This is a genomic window from Actinosynnema sp. NPDC049800 (assembly GCF_040656635.1).
GTDB lineage: Bacteria > Actinomycetota > Actinomycetes > Mycobacteriales > Pseudonocardiaceae > Actinosynnema.
Window position 1 is genome coordinate 25,047 of record NZ_JBFAMT010000027.1, and the last position, 18,166, is coordinate 43,212.

Genomic DNA, 18,166 nt, shown 5'->3' on the forward strand with positions numbered 1-18,166 from the left:
GAAGAGCGCTTGATCACGCAACCTTGACCCTGACGTCAGTGTCACACTTTAGCGTCGTCGTCGTGATCGCCTTCATCCTGATGCTCAGCGCCTTCGCGGTGGGCACCTCCGAGTTCATCATCGTCGGCGTGCTGCCCGAGGTGGCCGCCGACCTCGGCGTCGACGTGCCGACCGCGGGCCTGCTGGTGACCGCCTACGCCATCTCGGTCGCCCTGGGCGGTCCGGTGCTCACCGTGCTCACCGGGCGCATCGCGCGTCGCAAGCTCCTGATCTCCGTCATGGCGCTGGCCCTGGTGGCGTCCCTGGGCAGCGCCCTGGCCGACGACTACACCCTGCTCATGGTCGCGCGCATGGTGGCCGCGCTCGCCCAGGGCCTGTTCTTCGCGGTGGCGTCCCAGATCGCCATCGCCGCCGTGCCGCCGGAGAAGCAGACCGCGGCCATCGCCAAGGTCGTCAACGGTGTCGCCCTGTCCACCATCCTCGGCATCCCGCTCGGCACGCTGATCGGCCAGAACTACGGCTGGCGGGCGTCGTTCGTGCTGGTCAGCGCGTTGACCGCGATCGGGCTGGTCGGGGTCGTGCTCGGCACGCCGAAGGTCGCGCACGAGCCGGAACCCGGCGTGCGGGCCAGCCTGTTCGCGTTCGGCAGGCGGACCGTGCTGCTGGGCCTGGCCACCACGATCCTGTCGTTCACCGGTCTGATCACGGCGTTCACGTACGTGGCGCCCGCGTTGCGCGAGGTGAGCGGTTTCGAGCCGGGTTGGGTGACCGGCGTGCTGCTCGTGTACGGCCTCGGGACGCTCGTCGGCAGCACGCTGGCGGGCAAGGTGGCGCCGGACCGGATCGCCCGCGTGCTGCCGATCCCGCTGGCCGTGCTCGGCGTGATGCTGCTGGCGCAGGGCCTGATGCTGGAGAGCAAGGTGGCGGCCGTGGTGAGCGTGTTCGTGCTGGGCGCGAGCGCGTTCACGGCGGGTCCGCTGATCCACACCTACCTGATGGGGCAGGCGGGTTCGGCGGCCGGGCTGGTCGCCTCGGTGAACATCTCCGCGTTCAACGTGGCCGCGGCGCTGGGCCCGATGCTCGGCGGCGTGGTGCTGACCAGCGGGCTCGGCCTGCGGTGGGTCGGGACCGTCGGCGGCCTGTCGACCGTGCTAGGCGTGGCGGTGGCCCTGGTGGTCGGCAAGGTGACCGCCCGTCCCGCAACGTCCACCGCACCCACACCGCTGGCCGCACACGTGTGAGCGGGCCCTACCGAGCGGTACTACCGCCCGGTAGGGCTTCTGTCAAGCCCTCGGCACGAATACGGTCGCCGATGTGAGGAACACCGAGGCGGACACGTTGGCCGAACTGATCGAGGACTGCACCGACCTGCCGCGCGAGCTGCGCGGCGCGGAGGCCGAGCCCCACCCCGAGCCCGGGGCCGCGACGCCGTGGCGGGTGGACGACGCCAATTACGCCCAGGTCGCCGACCTGGACGCCTACGTCTGAAGCTGCGACCGCACGCGCTTCAGCCTTCGCACGGCGTCGGCGGCGGTCCGCACGAGCCGAGCGACCTCCAGCAGTTCCCGAGCGCGTCCGGCCGACGCCGGGTCACGCACGCGGCCGACGCGGGCGCCGAGACTCACTCGGCAAGGCTGACCAGAGCCCGGCGGCAAGGCGCCGTCGCTCACTCGGCGTGGTCCTCGATCGGGTCGGCCTTGAGTTCGTCCTGCGTGGGCGGTGGGTGGCGTGGTTCGCGGTCGCCCGCGCCGCCCTCGTCGGGACGCTCCTCGAAGTCGATCATGACCGGCGTGCCGCGGCGCACCCGTCGGCCGGCGGTGGGGTCCTGCGCGGTGACGACCCAGATCCCGGGCCAGGTCAGCTCGCCCAGCGGCGGCCCGTCCAGGTGACGAGAGGTCACGACCACACCCGCGTCGTGGCCCGTCGTCCGCGCCTGCCGGACGGTCAGGCCTACTAAGTGGGGCACTTCCGCGTGCGTCATGGTCGCCAGCGTCCCACCCGGAGCAACGGAAAAGGCCCCCGCCGTGGCGGGGGCCTCTCCGTGAACCGCGGTCCAGCGGGTCGATCAGTGGAACGAGTCGCCGCAGGCGCACGAACCGCCGGCGTTCGGGTTGTCGATCGTGAAACCCTGCTTCTCGATCGTGTCGACGAAGTCGATCACGGCACCCTCGACGTACGGCGCGCTCATGCGGTCGACGGCCACCTTCATGCCGTTGAAGTCGCGCAGCGCGTCACCGTCGAGCGTGCGCTCGTCGAAGAACAGCTGGTAACGCAGCCCCGCGCAACCACCGGGCTGGACGGCGATGCGCAGGTGCATGTCGTCGCGCCCCTCCTGGTCCAGCAGCGCCTTGGCCTTCACGGCAGCCGCCTCGGTCAGCGTCACGCCGTGGGTGGGCGGGGCGTCAGGAGTCGTGGTGACTGCGTCCTGAGCGGTCGTCATGGCTCTCCCTCAGAGGTCCTTTGCGGGCATCTATCTCCGGGCAACACGGGAAGTACCCGCTTTGTTCCTACCCCCATGGTCGCACAGACGTCACGGCCGGGAGTGTGACCACTGCCTCGCCACGCGGGCGGCGAGGTCGGCCAGCGTCCCGTGCGGGTCCGCGAGGCTGCGCTCCACCGATCCGGCGTGCTCGGCCACCGAGTACGACTCCTGCACGCCCACCGCCGCTGCCTCCCGCCTGCCCACCGTGACCTGGCCCGCGAGCACCACGCAGGGCACGCCGCGCTCGGCCGCGCCACCGGCCACGGCGGTCACCAGCTTCCCGCGCAGCGACTGCCAGTCGAAGCTCCCCTCACCGGTCACGGCCAGGTCGGCGTGGTCCAGCGCTTCATCCAACCGGGTGAGCTCCCGCACCATTCCCGCGCCGGACGCCACCTCGGCCCCGAGCGCCATCAGCGCGGCTCCGAGGCCACCCGCCGCACCCGCGCCAGGCCGGTCGCGGACCTCGGCCAACTCGTCCATCGCCGCCAGCCGCGCCTCCAGCCGCGCCACCGCTCCGGGTGACGCGCCCTTCTGCGGGCCGAACGTGCGCGCGGCGCCGTGCGGGCCCAGCAGCGGGTTCCCCACGTCGGCGGCGGCGACCAGCCGGGCGGTGACGGCGCGGACGGTCTCCCGCAGCCCCGCGCCGCCGTCCGTCGTCCCCGAGCCGCCGAGGCCGACCACGATCGTGTGCACGAGGGCGTCGCCGGCCGCGTTGACCAGCTCGCCGACACCCCTGGTGGTGGCGGTCTCGGCGGCCCGCGCGCGCTCGTCGACGGGGACGAGGTGCAGGCCACAGGCCTGGGCGGACTCGACGTACGCGGACCCGTCGTGCTCCAGCCACGTCGCCTCGACGGGCGCGCCGAGCGGTCCGGTGACGGTCGTCGTGTGGAGCGTGCCGCCCAGCGCGGCGTGCAGGACGTCCACGAAACCCGGCCCGCCGTCGGCCAGCGGGCGCAGCCGGAGGTCGTCGTCGGGAGCGGTGCGGCGCCAGCCCTCGGCCACGGCCTCGGCGACCTCACGCGCGGTCAGCGTGCCGCCGAAGCAGTCCGGCGCAATGACAACTCGCACCTCGCGAACAGTACTTATCGGGGCATCTCCTACTCTGGTGTGGTGAGGTTCCTGCGCCGCAACGCCGACGAAGCCGCCGAGACCACCACCGAGGACGCTCCCGCGGAGGTGAACCCGGCCGATCCGTCGCGCACGCCAGGCAAGGGGCGGCCCACGCCGAAGCGACGCGAGGCCGAGGGCAAGCGGCGCGGCCCGGTGCCGCCGCCGCCCCGGACGCAGCGGGAGGCGTTGAAGCGGGCGCGCGGGAACAAGGTGTCCAAGGAGGAGCGCCGCGCGGCGGCGGCCGAGCGCCGGCAGCGGATGATGGCGGGCGAGGACAAGTACCTCCTGCCCCGCGACCGCGGCCCGGTGAAGGCCTACATCCGCGACGTGGTCGACTCGCGGCGCAACCTCATGGGCCTGTTCATGCCGCTGGCCATCCTGGTGTTCGTCGCGCTGCTCGTGCCGATGCCGGCCGTCCAGCAGTACGCGACGCTGCTCACCACGTTCATGCTGCTGGCGATGATCGTGGAGGGCTTCGTGCTCGGCCGGATGGTGAACCGGCGGGTGCGGCTGAAGTTCCCCAACGACACGACCCGGGGCCTGTCCATCGGCTGGTACTCGTTCATCCGCGCGAGCCAGCTGCGCCGCCTGCGCGTCCCCAAGCCGCGGGTGAGCCCCGGCGACAAGGTCTGACCGACCACGGAAAGCCATCATTCCCGCTACGGCATGTAGCGGGAATGATGGCTTTCCGTAACGAATCACGTCGTGCGATCAGGTCAGAGCAGGCCGTGGGCCCGTGCCCACCTGGTCGTCTGCTCGATCAGCTCACGGAAGTTGGCCCCTGCGCCGTACTCGTCCGGCGGCGGCCACTCGACCTCCACCACCGGTGGCAGGTCGTCGCGGATCACGCGCACCATCTCCCGCACCTCGTCATCGGTGTAGGAGCCGAAGTCCAGCCAGCCCAGCTCCTGATCCACGGACTTGGCCAGCCGGGCAGCGGCCACCGGGTCGCCGACCCGCTCGGCGATGAAGCGCATGAGCCACCAGAGCCCCGCTCTCGACGTATCCCACGACTCCTCCTCGTCGCGGCTCTCGCCCACCCTTCGGAAGAACACGTCACCTGACATCAGAGCGGCTGTCCTTCCAGGACCATGAACACGCGGGGCGAGTACGGCTTGATCAACGCGCGCAGCGCGTCGAGTTGATAGGGCTTCAAGGTGCGCACGTCGATCGGGACGTAGTGCGCCTTGGTCAGGTGTTTCAAGATGCTCCGCTCGAAGTTGCCCGACGCGATCTCGGCGTCGATGAAGTGCTCGCGGGCCGCCATCGTGTCCCAGATGTAACCGTTCCGCCCGTCCACCCATTCCGGCCCTTTCGCGTGCGGCCACCGCATGAGGGTCAAGCCGAGCTTCTGCTCCAGGTACAGCGCGACGTCGAGTTCCTGCTGGATGAACTGCTGCTTGGCGAAGTCCCAGCCGAGCGCCTGCTGCCTCGCCGCCTCCGACAGCCGGGCGGTGGCCGCGGTCTGCCGCGCGATCGCGGCCTCCACGACGCTCGCCTCGATCTTGATGCCCTGCAACGACGCGACTTGGCGGAGGGTGGAGACACCGATGAGCGCCGTCGCCGACGACCCGTAGACGCCCGCGACCCACGACGGGAAGAAGGCCATCCCGTCCGGTGCGAAAGCCAGCGCCAGACCACCGCAGACCACGGATGCCGCGCACAGCGTGCCCGCGAGGACCACCCCGCCGACCACCGCCGCGACGGTCAGGGTCGTGGCGGCGGCGTTCATGAGGTCGATGAACGGCTGGGCGAACTGCATTTCGAGCCGCGCGGTGAAGTCCGGCCGCAGGACGCTCGCGACGCAGTTCTTGAACAGCGCACTCGTCCGCTGCTCACCGAACAGCACGTCGCAGAGGTGGCCGTTCTCGATCGCCCGGTCGGTCTGCTCCTCCGGCGTGGCGGTGATCTGCCGGATGCAGTCGTCCATCTTCGCCTGGTCGTAGTAGTACCGGCCCTGGCAGTAGTCGTGCTGGGCGAGCGCGGCCTGGACGATCTCGTCCTTCGACTTCTGGACGGCTTGGTCGTACGCCTCGTTAGCCGCCGCGACCGCCGCGGCGGCGCTCTCGTTCGCCGCGACCGCCTGCTCGTACGCGTGCCGGGCGCTGCCCACCGCTTCGTTGGCGAACCCGGCGGCCTGGGTCGCGGACGCCTGCGCCCACACCGCCGACCGGGTGGCCTGCCCGGCGGAAGCGCGGGCCGAGTTGGCGGCGTTGCGGGCGGTGCGGGCCGAATCGGCCGCGCGCTGGGCGGACTGCTCGGCCGCCACAGCCGACTCGTGCGCGTCCTGGGCGTAACCTGCCGCTTCGTCGGCGGAGATCTGCGCCTGCTGGGCGTAGCCGGCCGCCTCGGCGGCCGCGTCACGGGCGAGCGCCGCCGCGGCCTGGGCGTCGAAGCTGTGCTTGACCGCGGTGGCCGCGGCGCCCGCCGCTTGGGCGAGGTGTCCGGAGACCTCGGCCTGGTGCGCCGCCGAGTCCGCGTCGTGGCGCATCGCGGTGAACCGGCCGACGTCCAGGAACCGCTTGATCGTGACCGGTGGGCCGGCCAGGGCGGCCTGGGCCATCGCCTTGGTCTCCGGACCGCTGTCCGGGGCGGAGGCGATCTGGTTGACCTTGATCCGGTCGTCGGTGGTCGAGGCCGTGTACTGGCCCTTGGCCAGGAAGTCGCGATAGGCCGTGCCGGTGCCCGCGTCGAGCGCCCGCTGGGCCGCGTTCACGGTGACCACGCGGTTCTGGGCACGGGCGTCGGCCTGCACCTGGTTGACCTTGATCCGGTCCTCGCTGTCGCGGCCGGGGTAGTTGCGCTCACGCAGGAAACGCGTGACGTCCGCATCCGAGCCGTTCAGCGCGGCGGCTGAGGCGTCCTTGAGCGCCTGGCTGCCGGATTGGTCGGCGACGGTCCCGAGCGTCACGCGGTCGTCCTGGCCCGCGGCCTTGGCCAGGCCGGCGCGCAGGTACTCGCGTACTTCGTCGTCGGACCCGGTCAGCGCGGCGCCGGCGGCGGCCTTGGTCCACGGGCCGGCCGAGCCGGTCAACCGCAGGGCGACCTTGCGGCCGTTGGCCACGGCCAGCGCCGGGTTCGCCACCGCCTCGTCGATCAGCCGGTTGGTCTCGGCGTCACGCAGGGCTGCCTGGTCGGCGTCCCACGCGGGCGCGGCCGGCACCGTCCGGATCGAGTCCCTGGCGGTGACCGCGGCGGCGCGGGCCTGGTCGGCCTGGACGGCCAACCGCTCGCTGTCGGCGGTGCGGGCCGCGTCGAAGATCTCGCGGGCCTGCACCGCGGCGTCGACCGCGGTCTGGGCGGCGGCGGAGGCCGCGTTGGCGTGCCGGGTGGCGGCTGCCGCGGCGTCGGCGGAGTTACCCGCGTGCGCGGCAGCCTCTTCCGCCGCGACGGCCGACGCGATGGCGTTTTCCGAGGCACGCTGGGCAGCGGCGCCCGCCTGGCCGGCCGCGTGGGCGGCCACAGCCGCGAAGGCGGTGGCAGCCGCGGCGGCCCGGGTGGCGCGGTCGGCCATCGCGCGGGCGGTCGCGGCCGCGTTGGTGGCCACGCTCGCATCGGCGCCGGCCTGGGCCGCGTAGTTGCCCGCGTCGATCGCGGCCTGCGCCGCCGCGCCCGCCTGCTGCCCGGCACTGTTGGCCGAGGACGCCGCGACGCCCGCGTTCAACGCGGCCGACTGCGCGGCGAGGGCGGCTTGACCCGCGGTGTCGGCGCTCGCCGCGTTGTCCCGCGCGGCCTGGGCGGCCGATCGGGCGCCCGCGGCGTCGCTCGCGTTCACCGTCGCCGCGATGGCGGCCGAGTACGCCTTGACCGCGGAGTTGCCCGCCATCGAGGCGGCCGTGGCGGCACGGGCCGCAGCGCCAGCGGCGATCCACGCGGCGTTGCCGGCGGAGTTCGCCGCACCCACCGCGTCCCGGGCCGCGGTGGCGGCGCGGTCGGCGGCGTCCGCCGCAACACCGGCGGCCGCCGCGGCCTCGGCGGCATTGCCCTGGGCGTTCCGCGTCGCTTCCGCCGCCCGCAGCGCGGCGTGCTTGGCCAACTCGGCTTCGACCACCGCGCGGTCACCCGCGTCCTTGGCGGCCTGCGTCTCCTGCGCGGCCAGCTCACCCGCGACCTTGGCGACGCCGGCGAGTTCCGCGATGGTCGCGGTTTCCTGGTCACGCGCCTGCGCGACCGGCCAGTCGAGGTCCAGGAACTCCTGGAACGCGTCCTGCGTGCCTAGGTCCAGCGCGACCTGGGCCTTCTCCCGAACCTTCGGCCCGCCGACGGACATGATCTGGTTGACCCGGATGCGCAGGTCCGCGGTCTGCGGCGCGCGCCAGCCGGTGTCGATGAAGGTCTGGAGCGCTTCGTCGGTCCCTGCGTCGAGCGCGGCTTGGGCGGCGGCGCGCAGCTCAGCGCCGCCGATGGACATCATCTGGTTGACGCGGATGCGCATGTCCTGCCGGCGGGGCGTCACCCAGCCGCTCTCCAGGAACGTGCGCACCGCCTCCGCGGTGCCTGCGTCCAGCGCGCGCTGGGCGGCGTCCTTCACCACGTAGCCGCTGGAGTCGAGCATCGCGGTCACCCGACGGCGGTCATCCGCGTCCGCGGCGGCCTGCCAGCCGTTGGCCAGGAACTCACGGACGGACGTGTCGTCGCCGATCAGCGCCCGGCCCGCGGCTTCCCGCAGGGCAGGACCGCCGAGGCGCCACATGAGTTCCGCCCGGCCGCGATCGGTCGCGGTGTGGCCGGTCTCGGCGGACGCGGCCGGCACGACGAGCGTGCCCGCGAGTGCGACCAAGGCCATGACCACGCTGGTGAAGCGCAGACGTCTACCACGACGGTTCACACGTTCCCCCGGATTCCCGGGTGCGCCCGGCGCACCCGACGTCGACGGTGGGCCGATCGGCCCACCGGGTTGCGGCACGGACGTCGTCGCCGTCGGATGCGGCGCGACCGCCCGGGACGCGGAGCGGTCGAGCCGGCGGACCTCAGCCGTGAGGTGTCCGCCGGCACGACCGGTCAGGGCACGAGCAGGTGGAAGTCCGGCTCGGCGGACGCGTAGCGCTCGGCGTTCCGGCCACGACACCGCGTCCGCTGGGCCACGCGCGCTGCCGTCGGTGTTGTCGGAGCGCTCGAACCAGCGCCGGCGCTGCCCTCGCTCCCGGGCCGGGAGGTCGTACCGGAAGCGCACCAGGTCGCCACCAGCTCCCGCGTGTGGATCACGCGGTCACCCGGCGCGGTGATCGAGCCGGACGGCCCGGTCGCCCGCGCCGGTCGTCTCGCCGGCGGGACTGTCACAGGATCCGCGCCCCTTGAGCTTCCCAGTTCTGCGGGCCGCCGTCCCACTGCTGCACCATCGGGTCGAACCCGGTGGCGTTGCCGTACCAGACGAACGCGCGCGTCACGCCACCGTCGTAGTTGTAGAAGGTAGCGATGTCGGCCCGGCCGTCACCGTTGAAGTCACCCGCGACCCAGCGGGCCAGTTCCGCGTAGAAGTTCCCCGCGCCGCTGCTCCACTTCAGCACCGGCGGTGTGATGCCGTTGGCGTTGGCGTAGAACACGAACATCGAGGTAGAGCCGCCGGAGTAGTTGTAGAGCGCGGCGATGTCCGCCCGACCGTCACCGTTGAAGTCACCGGGGACCCAGCGGGCCAGTTCCCCGTAGAAGTTCCCCGCGCCGCTGTTCCACTGCGGTGCCAACGGCGCGAACCCGGTGGCGTTGGCGTGGAACACGAACAACCCGGTCGTCCCGCTGCCGTAGTCGTAGGCCGCACCGATGTCCATGCGGCCGTCACCGTTGAAATCACCGGTGACGAACGTGGCCCGCCACTGCTCGAAGTTGCCCGGACCGCTGTCCCACTTCAACACCGGCGGCGCGAAGCCGGTGGCGGCGGCCTGCCACAGGTACAGCCGCGTCACGCCGCCGCCGAGGTCGTAGAACGCGGCGATGTCGACGCGCCCGTCACCGTTGAAGTCACCGGAGACCACCTTGGCGGACTGCGCCGGCCAGTTCTCCGGACCACTGTTCCACTTCTCCACCCACGGGTCGAACCCGGTGGCATTGGAGTAGAGCACCACCAGCGCCGTCTCGCCACCGCTGCGGTTGTAGAACGCGCCGAGGTCCGCCCGACCGTCACCGTTGAAGTCACCCGTGACCCAGCGGGCCTGCGAAGCCGTGAACTGCCCCGCGCCGCTGTCCCACTTGAACTCGGGCAGGCCGATGCCGGCCGGGCCGCCGGGCCACACGGGCACCCGCGTCCGGTCGTTACCGGAGTCATAGACGGCGGCGATGTCGTCGTCGCCGTCGTGGTCGAAGTCGCTACGGGTGGGCAGCGCCGTCGTCGCGGAGACCACCTCCGACTCCGAAGCCTGGCCGTCCTTGACCCCGACCACCCGGTAGTACCAGGTCTGCTCAGCCGCCAGGGCGGTGTGCGTGAACGACCGGGTGGTGACCGTGCCGACCAGGGTGGAGGGTCCGACCGGCACGTCCGCAGACTGCGACGCGTACACCCGGAACGACTGGTAGTCGCGCGGGGTCCAGTTGAGGTGGATGGCGTGCCGCTGCGCGGGAGTCGCGGACACTTCGAGCATTCGCGCCTGGAACCAGCCGGCGAGGTCGTCCGCGCGGGTCTCCGTGGAGCCCTGGCGGGTCTCGGTCACCTCCAGGCAACCGTGCTGCCAGGAGGTCCTGTGCACGCCGACCAACTGCGGGACCCCACCGACCTCGCGGAATGCGGGACCACCGGCGTCGCCCTTGCAGGTGTCCGCCGGACCCGTCAACACCGCGTCCGCGGTGTTCAGCGACGAAACGGTCAACGACGAGACGTGTGGGCGGTTCGGCACCCACTCGGTCGCCGTGCGGCCGAACCCGCCGACCTTCACCGTCTCGCCCACCGCCAGCGCACCGGTGCTCAACGCGATCGGCGTGACGTTGGTCGGGGTCGTCAGCAGCTTCACCATCGCGAGGTCGCGCTCGGCGTGCCGCACGACCTTGACGACCTTCGTGCGGTGCCCCCTACCGGTCCCGAGGTCCACGGCGCCCACGAGCACGCCGACGTCCCCGGTCTCCGGCAGGCATGAAGCCGAGGTGACCACCCATCGCGGGTCGATCAGCGCGCCCGAGCACACTTTGCCCGCGGCGCTGATCCGGGCGAGGAACTGGTAGGAGCCGTCCGGCACGACGTTGCCGCCGGAGACGGCTTGCGAGGAGCCCGACGTCAGCAAGCCCGCCACCACGACGCCCGCCGCCGTCATCGCCGTCCAGCGCGTCAGCCGGTTCCCGATCGAGGTGCTCAACGCTGGACCTCCAAGCGCAGCAGCGTCTCCGGCGTGCCGCCGGTCGTGCCGATGCCGACCTGGATGCTGCCGTCCGGGTCCAACGCCACGGTCTTGTGCTGCCCGGATTCGCCGACCACCTCGGCGGTGCCGTTGTGACCCGCGCCCGGCTCGTAGCCGTCGCCGCGGATCTCGTAGACGTCGGGCAGCAGCATGGTCACGTAGCCGGTGTCGAGGACCTTGAAGCACACGCGGCCCTCGTCGTTACGGCCGACGTTGAGGTCCGACGAGTAGACCTCGATGAACCTCACCGGGCCGCTCGGCGGCTGCGCGCAATCCACGTGCAGGACGTGCCCGTCGCCGGCGACGAGTCTGAAGCCGTACTCCAGTTCCACTCTCTCTTTTCCCGGGTAGGCGTAGTCCTCCACCAACGACTGCTGCTCGTCGGCCGCGGTGGTCTGGTTCGCGTGTGCCACGAGGACGCCCCCGGACACCACCGCCCCGACCGCCACCGCGGTCACGAGGGCGCGCGACAACGACATCATCTGGATAGCCTCCAGGTTGTTTGTTCGGCGAGTGCCGGATGTCGACAGCGGCGCAGCCGGGTGCCGCGGTCCTCAGATCACCGTCCGGCGTGCCGCCGAACCCGCGGGAACGTCCACCGCGCCTTCCCCCAGACCGCACGTCCCCAGCCGTGCCGAGGTCAAGTAGCTCATATGGCACCGCTCGAATCGACGTGGGACACCTCACAGACCGTTTCTCGCGCTCGCGTAACGCCCAGGTCCCGACCCGGAGGAGAGTTCATTAGCAACCCGAACGACCCGGTACTAGGCTTGGCCGCATGGAGTTCCGACGCCTCGGCCGCAGTGGCCTGAACATCAGCGAGATCTCGTACGGCAACTGGCTCACCCACGGGTCCCAGGTCGAGGAGGACCAGGCGACGGCCTGCGTCCGGGCCGCGCTCGACGCGGGCATCACCACGTTCGACACCGCTGACGTCTACGCCAACACCAAGGCGGAGTCGGTGCTGGGCCGCGCGCTGACCGGCCAGCGCCGCGAGTCGCTGGAGATCTTCACCAAGGTCTTCTGGCCGACCGGCCCCGGCGGCCCGAACGACAAGGGCCTCGGTCGCAAGCACATCATGGAGTCGATCAACGGCTCGCTGGAGCGGCTGCAGACCGACTACGTCGACCTCTACCAGGCGCACCGGTACGACAAGTCCGTGCCGCTGGAGGAGACGATGCTGGCCTTCGCCGACGTCGTCCGCTCCGGCAAGGCCCTCTACATCGGCGTGTCCGAGTGGAACGCCGACCAGATCGCCCGCGGCGCGGCGCTCGCGCGTGAGCTGAACGTGCCGTTCATCTCGAACCAGCCCCAGTACTCGATGCTGTGGCGCGTCATCGAGTCGCAGGTCGTGCCGACCTCGGAGCGCGAGGGCATCAGCCAGATCGTGTGGTCGCCCATCGCCCAGGGCGTGCTGACCGGCAAGTACCTGCCGGGGCAGCCGGTGCCGGAGGGCTCGCGGGCGACCGACGAGACCGGGTCGAAGTTCATCCAGCGCTTCCTGCGCGACGAGGTGCTGACCAAGGTCCAGCAGCTCAAGCCGCTGGCCGACGAGGCCGGTCTGTCGCTGGCCCAGCTCGCGGTCGCGTGGACCCTGCAGAACCCGAACGTGGCCAGCGCGATCATCGGCGCGTCCCGCCCGGAGCAGGTGCACGAGAACGTGAAGGCCGCCGGCGTGAAGCTCGAGGACGAGCTGCTGAAGAAGATCGACGACGTGCTCGAAGGCGTCGTCGAGTCCGACCCGCGGTTCACCGTCACCCCCTGACGCGCGCCACCTCGCGAAGCCCCGCACGGGACGACCCGGGCGGGGCTTCGCGGCGGTTCACCGGGAACTCACCGGCCCGCCCGTTCGCTGGAGGCCGTGCGCGAACCGAGCGACCGGCGACCCGGTGACGTCCTCGTGGCACGGCTGGTCGCGCTCGACGCGACGTCGGCGCCCCACACCGCGGCGTACCGGGAGCTCTACGAGCACGCCCACGACCGGGCACTGCTCTCGGACCCGGCCGGGAGCCGCTGGTTGGTGGCGCTGACGGCGCACCCGACCAAGTCGGTCCGCGTGATCGCGCTCAGCGCCCTCGCCGCGGGCCGCGACCCCGCCCACCAGACGATCATGGTGGACGCGCTGTCCGATCCCGACCCGCTCCTGGTGACGTCCGCCGTGCGCGGCCTGACCGCGGAGACCGTGGCGGAGGTCTTCGACCGACTGGTCGAGCTGGCGGGCCGGGCCGGCCCGCCGTGGGCCTGGGCGCGCCGGTTCGCCGCGCGGCGCATCGCCGAGTCCGGGCACCCCCGGCGGCTCGCCATCCTGGCCGACGCGTTGGCGCACGCGGATCACGGCGGGGTGCACGACATCGCGCACACGCTCGCTCGTGCCGGCGACCTCGGCGTCGCCCCCGCGCTGATCGAGCACCTGCGGTCCCGCAGCACGGGCCTGGGCGCGGTCGCGTTCGCCCTCGGCCACCTCCGCGTCGCGGACGCGACCAGCCCGCTCATCGACGCGCTGCGCACGAACGACATCACGCAGACGACCGCCGTGCTGGAGGCGCTGGGCAAGATCGGGGCGGACCGGGCGGCGCCCGCCATCCGACCGGTGCTCGACCACGGGCAGGCGGTCGTGCGCGAGGCCGCCCTCCTCGCCTTGTCACGCATCGGCAGTCCGCTGGTCGTCCCCGCGGCCCTCGCCGCCACCGACGACGGCGACCCGGCCGTCCGCGAACGCGCCATCCGGGTGCTGGCCGAGCACGGTGATCAGCGCGCCGTCGGTCGGCTGGCGGCGGCGTGCGACGGACGGCACGTCCGCGTCGCGCTCACGGGACTCGTGCGGCTGGCCGATCCCCGGGTCGCACCCACCTTGGTGGACGTGCTGCTGCGGACGACCGACCGGCGCGCCCGCAAGCTCGCCGGACGAGCCCTCGTGCGGACCGGCGCACGGACCCCTCTGCCCACGTGGCGCAAGGATCCCCTGGCCCGTCGCGCCGCTGTCTGGGTGGTGGGGCAACGCGCCGACGCACGCGATTCCCACCTGCTGACCAGGGCCCTGAAGGACGAGGACGAACTGGTCCGCGCCCGCGCCGCCGCCGGACTGGGTCGGATGGCGATCACCGAAGCCGTCGCACCGCTGACGGACGCCCTGACCGACCCCCGACCGCGGGTGCGCGCCAACGCCGCCACCGCCCTGGGCCGCACCGCTCCGCCCGACCTGCCCGACCGCCTCGCAGCCGCTCTGCGCGACCCGCACCCGGCCGTCCGGTCCGCGGCCGCCGCCGCACTACGGCCGCGAACCCCGACCGCGCGTCACTCTGCCGGCGCGAGGGACATCGGCCCGTAGACCTCCGACTCGCTGCGCAGCAACGTCACCTGCGCGACCCCCGCCTCCCGCAGCTCGGCCCACGTGGAGCTGAACCAGTCCTCCGCGGCGGTCTGATCGGGGAAGGCCAGCGGCGGCCCGTCGATCTCGTGCCCCTGCTCGTCCTGGTACCGCCACCGGTACTCCATGACGAACCTCCTCACGATGTGCCGTGCGGGTAACGTTCCCGGTCAGGCTATGTCCTCCTGAAACGGTTGGAGTGCGGTGTGACGCGTCGGACACTGGTGCTGGGCGGCGCGCGTTCGGGCAAGTCCGCGCACGCCGAGGGACTCCTCACCGAGGACGTGGTCACCTACGTCGCCACCGCCCGCCGCTACCCCGACGACGCCGACTGGGAGCTGCGGATCGCCCAGCACGTGGCCCGCCGCCCCGCCACCTGGACGACGGTGGAAGCGCCCGCGCCGAGCGACCTGATCGCCCTGCTCACCGCCACCAGCGAGGCCGACCCGCCGATCCTGGTGGACGACGTGGCCACCTGGCTCAACGGCGTGCTGGACGACGCCGGCGCCTGGGAGGGCCACGGCATGGGCGTGGTCGAGCAGGAGTGCTCGGCACTGGTCCACGCGGTCGCCAGCACCCGCGCCCGGTTGGTCCTCGTCTCCGCGGAGGTCGGCCTCGGCGTCGTGCCCAGCACGCACTCTGGCAGGCTCTTCCGCGATCACCTCGGTTCGCTCAACGCGCGGCTGGCCGAGGTGTGCGACGAGGTCCTGCTGGTCGTCGCCGGAATCCCCCTGCGACTGCGCGAACCCGGAGGTAGTCGGTGACCATCGAGTTCCCGTCCGTCGAGCCGCCCAGCGCGGACGTGCGGGCCGAGGCGTTGGCCAGGCACGCCGTGCTCACCAAGCCCGTCGGCTCTTTGGGCAGGCTGGAGGAGCTCGGCGCCTGGGTCGCCGCCTGCCAGGGCGAGTGCCCGCCCAAGCCCTTCACCCGGCCCCGCGTGATCGTCTTCGCGGGCGACCACGGCGTCGCCCAGCACGGCGTCTCCGCCTACCCACCCGAGGTCACCGGCCAGATGGTCGCGAACTTCCTGGCCGGCGGCGCGGCGGTGAACGTGCTGGCCAACGTCGCGGGCGCGACCGTCCGCGTGGTCGACCTGGCCGTCGACTCCGAGACCGCCGTCGGCGACCTCAAGGTCCGCCGCGGCTCCGGCTCCATCGACCGCGAGGACGCCCTGACCCTCGAAGAGGCCGAGCGAGCCGTCGAGATCGGCCGCAAGCTCGTGGACGACGAGGTCGACGGCGGCGCGGACCTGCTCATCGCCGGCGACATGGGCATCGGCAACACCACCCCCGCCGCGGTCCTCATCGCCGCCCTCACCGGCTCCGAACCCGTGGCCGTGGTGGGCCGGGGAACCGGCGTCGACGACCACGGCTGGATGCGCAAGACGGCCGCGATCCGCGACGCCCTCCGCCGCGCCCGCCCGGTGATCAACGACCCGGTGGCCCTGCTCGCCGCCTCCTCCGGCGCGGACATCGCCGCCACGGCCGGCTTCCTCGCCCAGGCCGCAGTCCGCAAGACCCCCGTCATCCTCGACGGCGTGGTCGTCGGCGCGGCCGCCGTGGTCGCCGAAGAACTGGCACCCGGCGCCCGTGACTGGTGGGTCGCCGGCCACCGCTCGGTCGAGCCCGCGCACGCCCTGGCCCTCGGCCACCTCAGCCTGGAGCCGTTGCTGGAGTTCGAGATGCGCCTGGGCGAGGGCTCCGGCGCCGTCGCGGCCCTCCCCCTGGTCGTGATGGCCACCAGGATCCTGGCCGAGATGGCGACGTTCGACAGCGCGGGCGTCTCCGGACCCGCCTGATGCGCCTGGCGTTGTCGTGGCTGACCGTCCTGCCCGTCCGCGTCGGCTCCAACGAGGTCGACGCGCGGGCAGCACGACGTGCCATCGCCTTCGCCCCGTTCGTCGGCCTGCTGCTGGGAGGAGCAGCCACAGCCCTGCTCCTCCTCCCGCTACCCGACCTCGTCGCCGGCTTCCTGACCGTCGGCTTCCTCGCCCTGGCCACCCGCGGAATGCACCTGGACGGCCTGGCCGACACCGCCGACGGCCTCGGCTGCTACGGCCCCCCTGAACGCGCCCTGGCCGTGATGAAAGACGGCGGCGCGGGCCCGTTCGCCGTAGTCGCACTGATCGTCGTCCTGGGCGCGGAAGCCGCCGCCTTCCCGACCGTCGAATGGGGCGCCGTCCTCCTCGCCCTGACCACGGGCCGCGCCGCATTCATCCTCTGCTGCCGCCACGGCATCCCCGCCGCCCGCCCCGAAGGCCTGGGCGCACTGGTAGCCGGCACCCAACCAACCTGGACCGCCATCACCTGGTGGACCGCCCTCGCGACCGCAAGCTTCTTCATCCACCCCTGGCAGGGCCCGCTCTCAATCGCCCTCGCCGCCGCCCTGACCCTCCTGCTGATCCACCACACCAGCAAACGATTCGGCGGAATCACCGGCGACGTCCTGGGCGCAGCCTGCGAAACGGCCACCTTGACCGTCCTCGCCATCAACTCTCTCAACTAACTCAACAACTAACCGGAACACCCACCGAGGCCCGAATACCCACAAAGGCCCGATTTTACATGGGGTTCGGGTGCTTTAGGCTGGTCGAAGCCGGGCAGGCTTGGCGGACGCTTTTCCCGCCAGGCCTGCCCGGCTTTGGCCTGCCTGGAGTGCCCGTAAGGGGCCCCATGTCAAATCGAGCCGGCCTCAGCCACCAAGCCGCTCTCCCAACTCGACCCGCGCCCGACCGCAGCCCTAATCAATCTTCACCATCCACCCATGAGGATCAGCCACGAGCCCCTGCTGAATCCCCGTCAAGTGGTTGCGCAGCTTCATCGTCACATCCCCGGTAACCCCACCGGAAACCGAGAACTCACCACCCGCGTGCTTCACGTGCCCCACCGGCGTGATCACCGCCGCCGTCCCGCAAGCGAACACCTCGGTCAGCTCACCGGACTCGGCCTTCTTCTCCCACTCCTCGGTGGAAATCCGCCGCTCCTCCACCGCATGACCGAAATCGGCGGCCAACCGCAGCAACGAGTCGCGCGTGATCCCCGGCAACAACGCACCGGACAGCTCCGGCGTCACCACCCGCGCGTCCTCCCCGGCACCCAGGACGAAGAACAGGTTCATCCCACCCATCTCCTCGACCCACCGCCGCTCCACCGCGTCGAGCCACACGACCTGGTCGCACCCCTGCTCGGCGGCCTGCGCCTGCGCCACCAACGACGCCGCGTAGTTGCCCGCGAACTTGGCCGCACCGGTCCCGCCGGGCGCCGCGCGCACGTACTCCGTCGACAACCACACCGTCACCGGCTTCAGCCCGCCCGCGAAGTACGACCCGGCGGGCGACGCGATGAGCACGTACACGTACTCCTTCGCCGGCCGCACGCCCAGGCCCTTCTCCGTCGAGAACATGAACGGTCGCAGGTACAGCGACTCCTCGGGGATCGCGGGCACCCACCGCTCGTCCACGGCCAGCAACTCCCGGATCGACTCCAGGAACAGCTCGTCGGGCAGCTCGGGCATCGCCAACCGGCGCGCCGACGCGCGGAAGCGCTCGGCGTTGGCCGAGGGGCGGAAGGACGCGATCGACCCGTCGGGCTGGCGGTAGGCCTTGAGCCCTTCGAAGATCGCCTGGCCGTAGTGCAGCACCATGGCCGCCGGGTCCAGCTCCAGCGAGTGGTAGGGCTCGACGACGGCGTCGTGCCAGCCCTGCTCCTGGTTCCAGCGGATCGTCACCATGTGGTCGGTGAAGTGCTGCCCGAAGCCCGGCCTGGCAAGTACCTCCGCAACGCGCTCCGGGGTCGCCGGCTGCGGGTTGGGGGTCCGGGTGAAAGGCAACGCGGTCGTCATGACAGCACGATAGCCGCCACTTCTACGTCAGAAAATCGCTGTCCCGAC

Annotated in this window: 17 protein-coding genes; 8 read left to right on the forward strand and 9 right to left on the reverse strand. The window is 72.1% G+C overall.

Features of this window, described 5'->3' with window-relative positions; all coding sequences use genetic code 11:
• Window positions 1-62 precede the first annotated feature (62 nt).
• Window positions 63-1,241, forward strand: a complete 1,179-nt coding sequence (locus AB0I91_RS26630) for an MFS transporter (protein WP_498773620.1) — start codon at window positions 63-65, stop codon at window positions 1,239-1,241.
• A gap of 73 nt (window positions 1,242-1,314) precedes the next feature.
• Complete coding sequence (locus AB0I91_RS26635; RefSeq protein WP_498773618.1) at window positions 1,315-1,488, forward strand: hypothetical protein; 174 nt, start codon at window positions 1,315-1,317, stop codon at window positions 1,486-1,488.
• Between the two features lie 178 nt (window positions 1,489-1,666).
• On the opposite strand, the gene AB0I91_RS26640 is transcribed toward AB0I91_RS26635, so the two are convergent.
• The 3 genes from AB0I91_RS26640 to AB0I91_RS26650 form a co-directional block, all read right to left on the reverse strand.
• A complete protein-coding gene (locus AB0I91_RS26640; protein ID WP_498773616.1) occupies window positions 1,667-1,981 on the reverse strand; it encodes a PASTA domain-containing protein in 315 nt (104 codons plus the stop codon).
• Window positions 1,982-2,065: 84 nt separating this feature from the next.
• Window positions 2,066-2,440, reverse strand: a complete 375-nt coding sequence (locus AB0I91_RS26645; RefSeq protein WP_498773614.1) for a HesB/IscA family protein — start codon at window positions 2,438-2,440, stop codon at window positions 2,066-2,068.
• Between the two features lie 90 nt (window positions 2,441-2,530).
• The gene (locus tag AB0I91_RS26650; protein WP_499639349.1) at window positions 2,531-3,550 is read right to left on the reverse strand and encodes a glycerate kinase family protein; all 1,020 of its coding nucleotides are present in this window, start codon (window positions 3,548-3,550) and stop codon (window positions 2,531-2,533) included.
• 42 nt (window positions 3,551-3,592) lie between these two features.
• Between AB0I91_RS26650 and AB0I91_RS26655 the strand changes: the two genes are divergently transcribed.
• A complete protein-coding gene (locus AB0I91_RS26655; protein WP_499616549.1) occupies window positions 3,593-4,225 on the forward strand; it encodes a DUF3043 domain-containing protein in 633 nt (210 codons plus the stop codon).
• 83 nt (window positions 4,226-4,308) lie between these two features.
• Here the strand turns inward: AB0I91_RS26655 and AB0I91_RS26660 are convergent, their stop codons facing one another.
• The 4 genes from AB0I91_RS26660 to AB0I91_RS26675 form a co-directional block, all read right to left on the reverse strand.
• Window positions 4,309-4,659, reverse strand: a complete 351-nt coding sequence (locus AB0I91_RS26660; RefSeq protein ID WP_498773608.1) for a hypothetical protein — start codon at window positions 4,657-4,659, stop codon at window positions 4,309-4,311.
• Window positions 4,659-8,378 carry a hypothetical protein gene (locus AB0I91_RS26665; protein ID WP_498773606.1) on the reverse strand — a complete coding sequence of 1,240 codons (3,720 nt, stop codon included), beginning with the start codon at window positions 8,376-8,378 and terminating at the stop codon, window positions 4,659-4,661. The genes AB0I91_RS26660 and AB0I91_RS26665 overlap by 1 nt, the downstream gene beginning before the upstream one ends.
• 490 nt (window positions 8,379-8,868) lie before the next feature.
• The gene (locus tag AB0I91_RS26670; protein WP_499639351.1) at window positions 8,869-10,869 is read right to left on the reverse strand and encodes an FG-GAP-like repeat-containing protein; all 2,001 of its coding nucleotides are present in this window, start codon (window positions 10,867-10,869) and stop codon (window positions 8,869-8,871) included.
• Complete coding sequence (locus AB0I91_RS26675) at window positions 10,866-11,393, reverse strand: hypothetical protein (RefSeq protein WP_498773602.1); 528 nt, start codon at window positions 11,391-11,393, stop codon at window positions 10,866-10,868. The genes AB0I91_RS26670 and AB0I91_RS26675 overlap by 4 nt, the downstream gene beginning before the upstream one ends.
• A 296-nt stretch (window positions 11,394-11,689) precedes the next feature.
• Here AB0I91_RS26675 and AB0I91_RS26680 point away from each other — a divergent pair, with 296 nt between their 5' ends.
• Entirely contained in the window at window positions 11,690-12,676 is a 987-nt protein-coding gene (locus AB0I91_RS26680; protein ID WP_498773600.1) for an aldo/keto reductase family protein, read from the forward strand.
• 96 nt (window positions 12,677-12,772) lie between these two features.
• Window positions 12,773-14,239, forward strand: a complete 1,467-nt coding sequence (locus AB0I91_RS26685; protein ID WP_499639353.1) for a HEAT repeat domain-containing protein — start codon at window positions 12,773-12,775, stop codon at window positions 14,237-14,239.
• Here AB0I91_RS26685 and AB0I91_RS26690 read toward each other — a convergent pair.
• A complete protein-coding gene (locus AB0I91_RS26690; RefSeq protein ID WP_498773596.1) occupies window positions 14,206-14,406 on the reverse strand; it encodes a hypothetical protein in 201 nt (66 codons plus the stop codon). The two genes, AB0I91_RS26685 and AB0I91_RS26690, sit on opposite strands and share 34 nt — an antisense overlap.
• Before the next feature lie 78 nt (window positions 14,407-14,484).
• Here AB0I91_RS26690 and cobU point away from each other — a divergent pair, with 78 nt between their 5' ends.
• The 3 genes from cobU to AB0I91_RS26705 are packed head-to-tail and all read left to right on the forward strand — an operon-like array spanning window position 14,485 to window position 16,783.
• A complete protein-coding gene (gene cobU, locus AB0I91_RS26695; RefSeq protein WP_498773594.1) occupies window positions 14,485-15,042 on the forward strand; it encodes a bifunctional adenosylcobinamide kinase/adenosylcobinamide-phosphate guanylyltransferase in 558 nt (185 codons plus the stop codon).
• Complete coding sequence (gene cobT, locus AB0I91_RS26700) at window positions 15,039-16,076, forward strand: nicotinate-nucleotide--dimethylbenzimidazole phosphoribosyltransferase (protein ID WP_498773592.1); 1,038 nt, start codon at window positions 15,039-15,041, stop codon at window positions 16,074-16,076. The genes cobU and cobT overlap by 4 nt, the downstream gene beginning before the upstream one ends.
• Window positions 16,076-16,783, forward strand: coding sequence for an adenosylcobinamide-GDP ribazoletransferase (locus tag AB0I91_RS26705; RefSeq protein ID WP_498773590.1), 708 nt, complete (start codon window positions 16,076-16,078; stop codon window positions 16,781-16,783). Before cobT ends, AB0I91_RS26705 begins: the two co-directional genes overlap by 1 nt.
• Window positions 16,784-17,017: 234 nt before the next feature.
• Here AB0I91_RS26705 and AB0I91_RS26710 read toward each other — a convergent pair whose 3' ends face one another.
• Window positions 17,018-18,118 carry a branched-chain amino acid aminotransferase gene (locus tag AB0I91_RS26710; protein WP_498773588.1) on the reverse strand — a complete coding sequence of 367 codons (1,101 nt, stop codon included), beginning with the start codon at window positions 18,116-18,118 and terminating at the stop codon, window positions 17,018-17,020.
• Window positions 18,119-18,166: the final 48 nt, after the last annotated feature.

Coding starts and splice junctions, on each gene's coding strand:
- AB0I91_RS26640 (WP_498773616.1), bottom strand. CDS start 1,981: ATGACGCACGCGGAAGTGCCCCACTTAGTAGGCCTGACCGTCCGGCAG.
- AB0I91_RS26680 (WP_498773600.1), top strand. CDS start 11,690: ATGGAGTTCCGACGCCTCGGCCGCAGTGGCCTGAACATCAGCGAGATC.
- AB0I91_RS26705 (WP_498773590.1), top strand. CDS start 16,076: ATGCGCCTGGCGTTGTCGTGGCTGACCGTCCTGCCCGTCCGCGTCGGC.
- AB0I91_RS26710 (WP_498773588.1), bottom strand. CDS start 18,118: ATGACGACCGCGTTGCCTTTCACCCGGACCCCCAACCCGCAGCCGGCG.
- AB0I91_RS26690 (WP_498773596.1), bottom strand. CDS start 14,406: ATGGAGTACCGGTGGCGGTACCAGGACGAGCAGGGGCACGAGATCGAC.
- AB0I91_RS26675 (WP_498773602.1), bottom strand. CDS start 11,393: ATGATGTCGTTGTCGCGCGCCCTCGTGACCGCGGTGGCGGTCGGGGCG.
- AB0I91_RS26660 (WP_498773608.1), bottom strand. CDS start 4,659: ATGTCAGGTGACGTGTTCTTCCGAAGGGTGGGCGAGAGCCGCGACGAG.
- AB0I91_RS26645 (WP_498773614.1), bottom strand. CDS start 2,440: ATGACGACCGCTCAGGACGCAGTCACCACGACTCCTGACGCCCCGCCC.
- AB0I91_RS26665 (WP_498773606.1), bottom strand. CDS start 8,378: ATGGCCTTGGTCGCACTCGCGGGCACGCTCGTCGTGCCGGCCGCGTCC.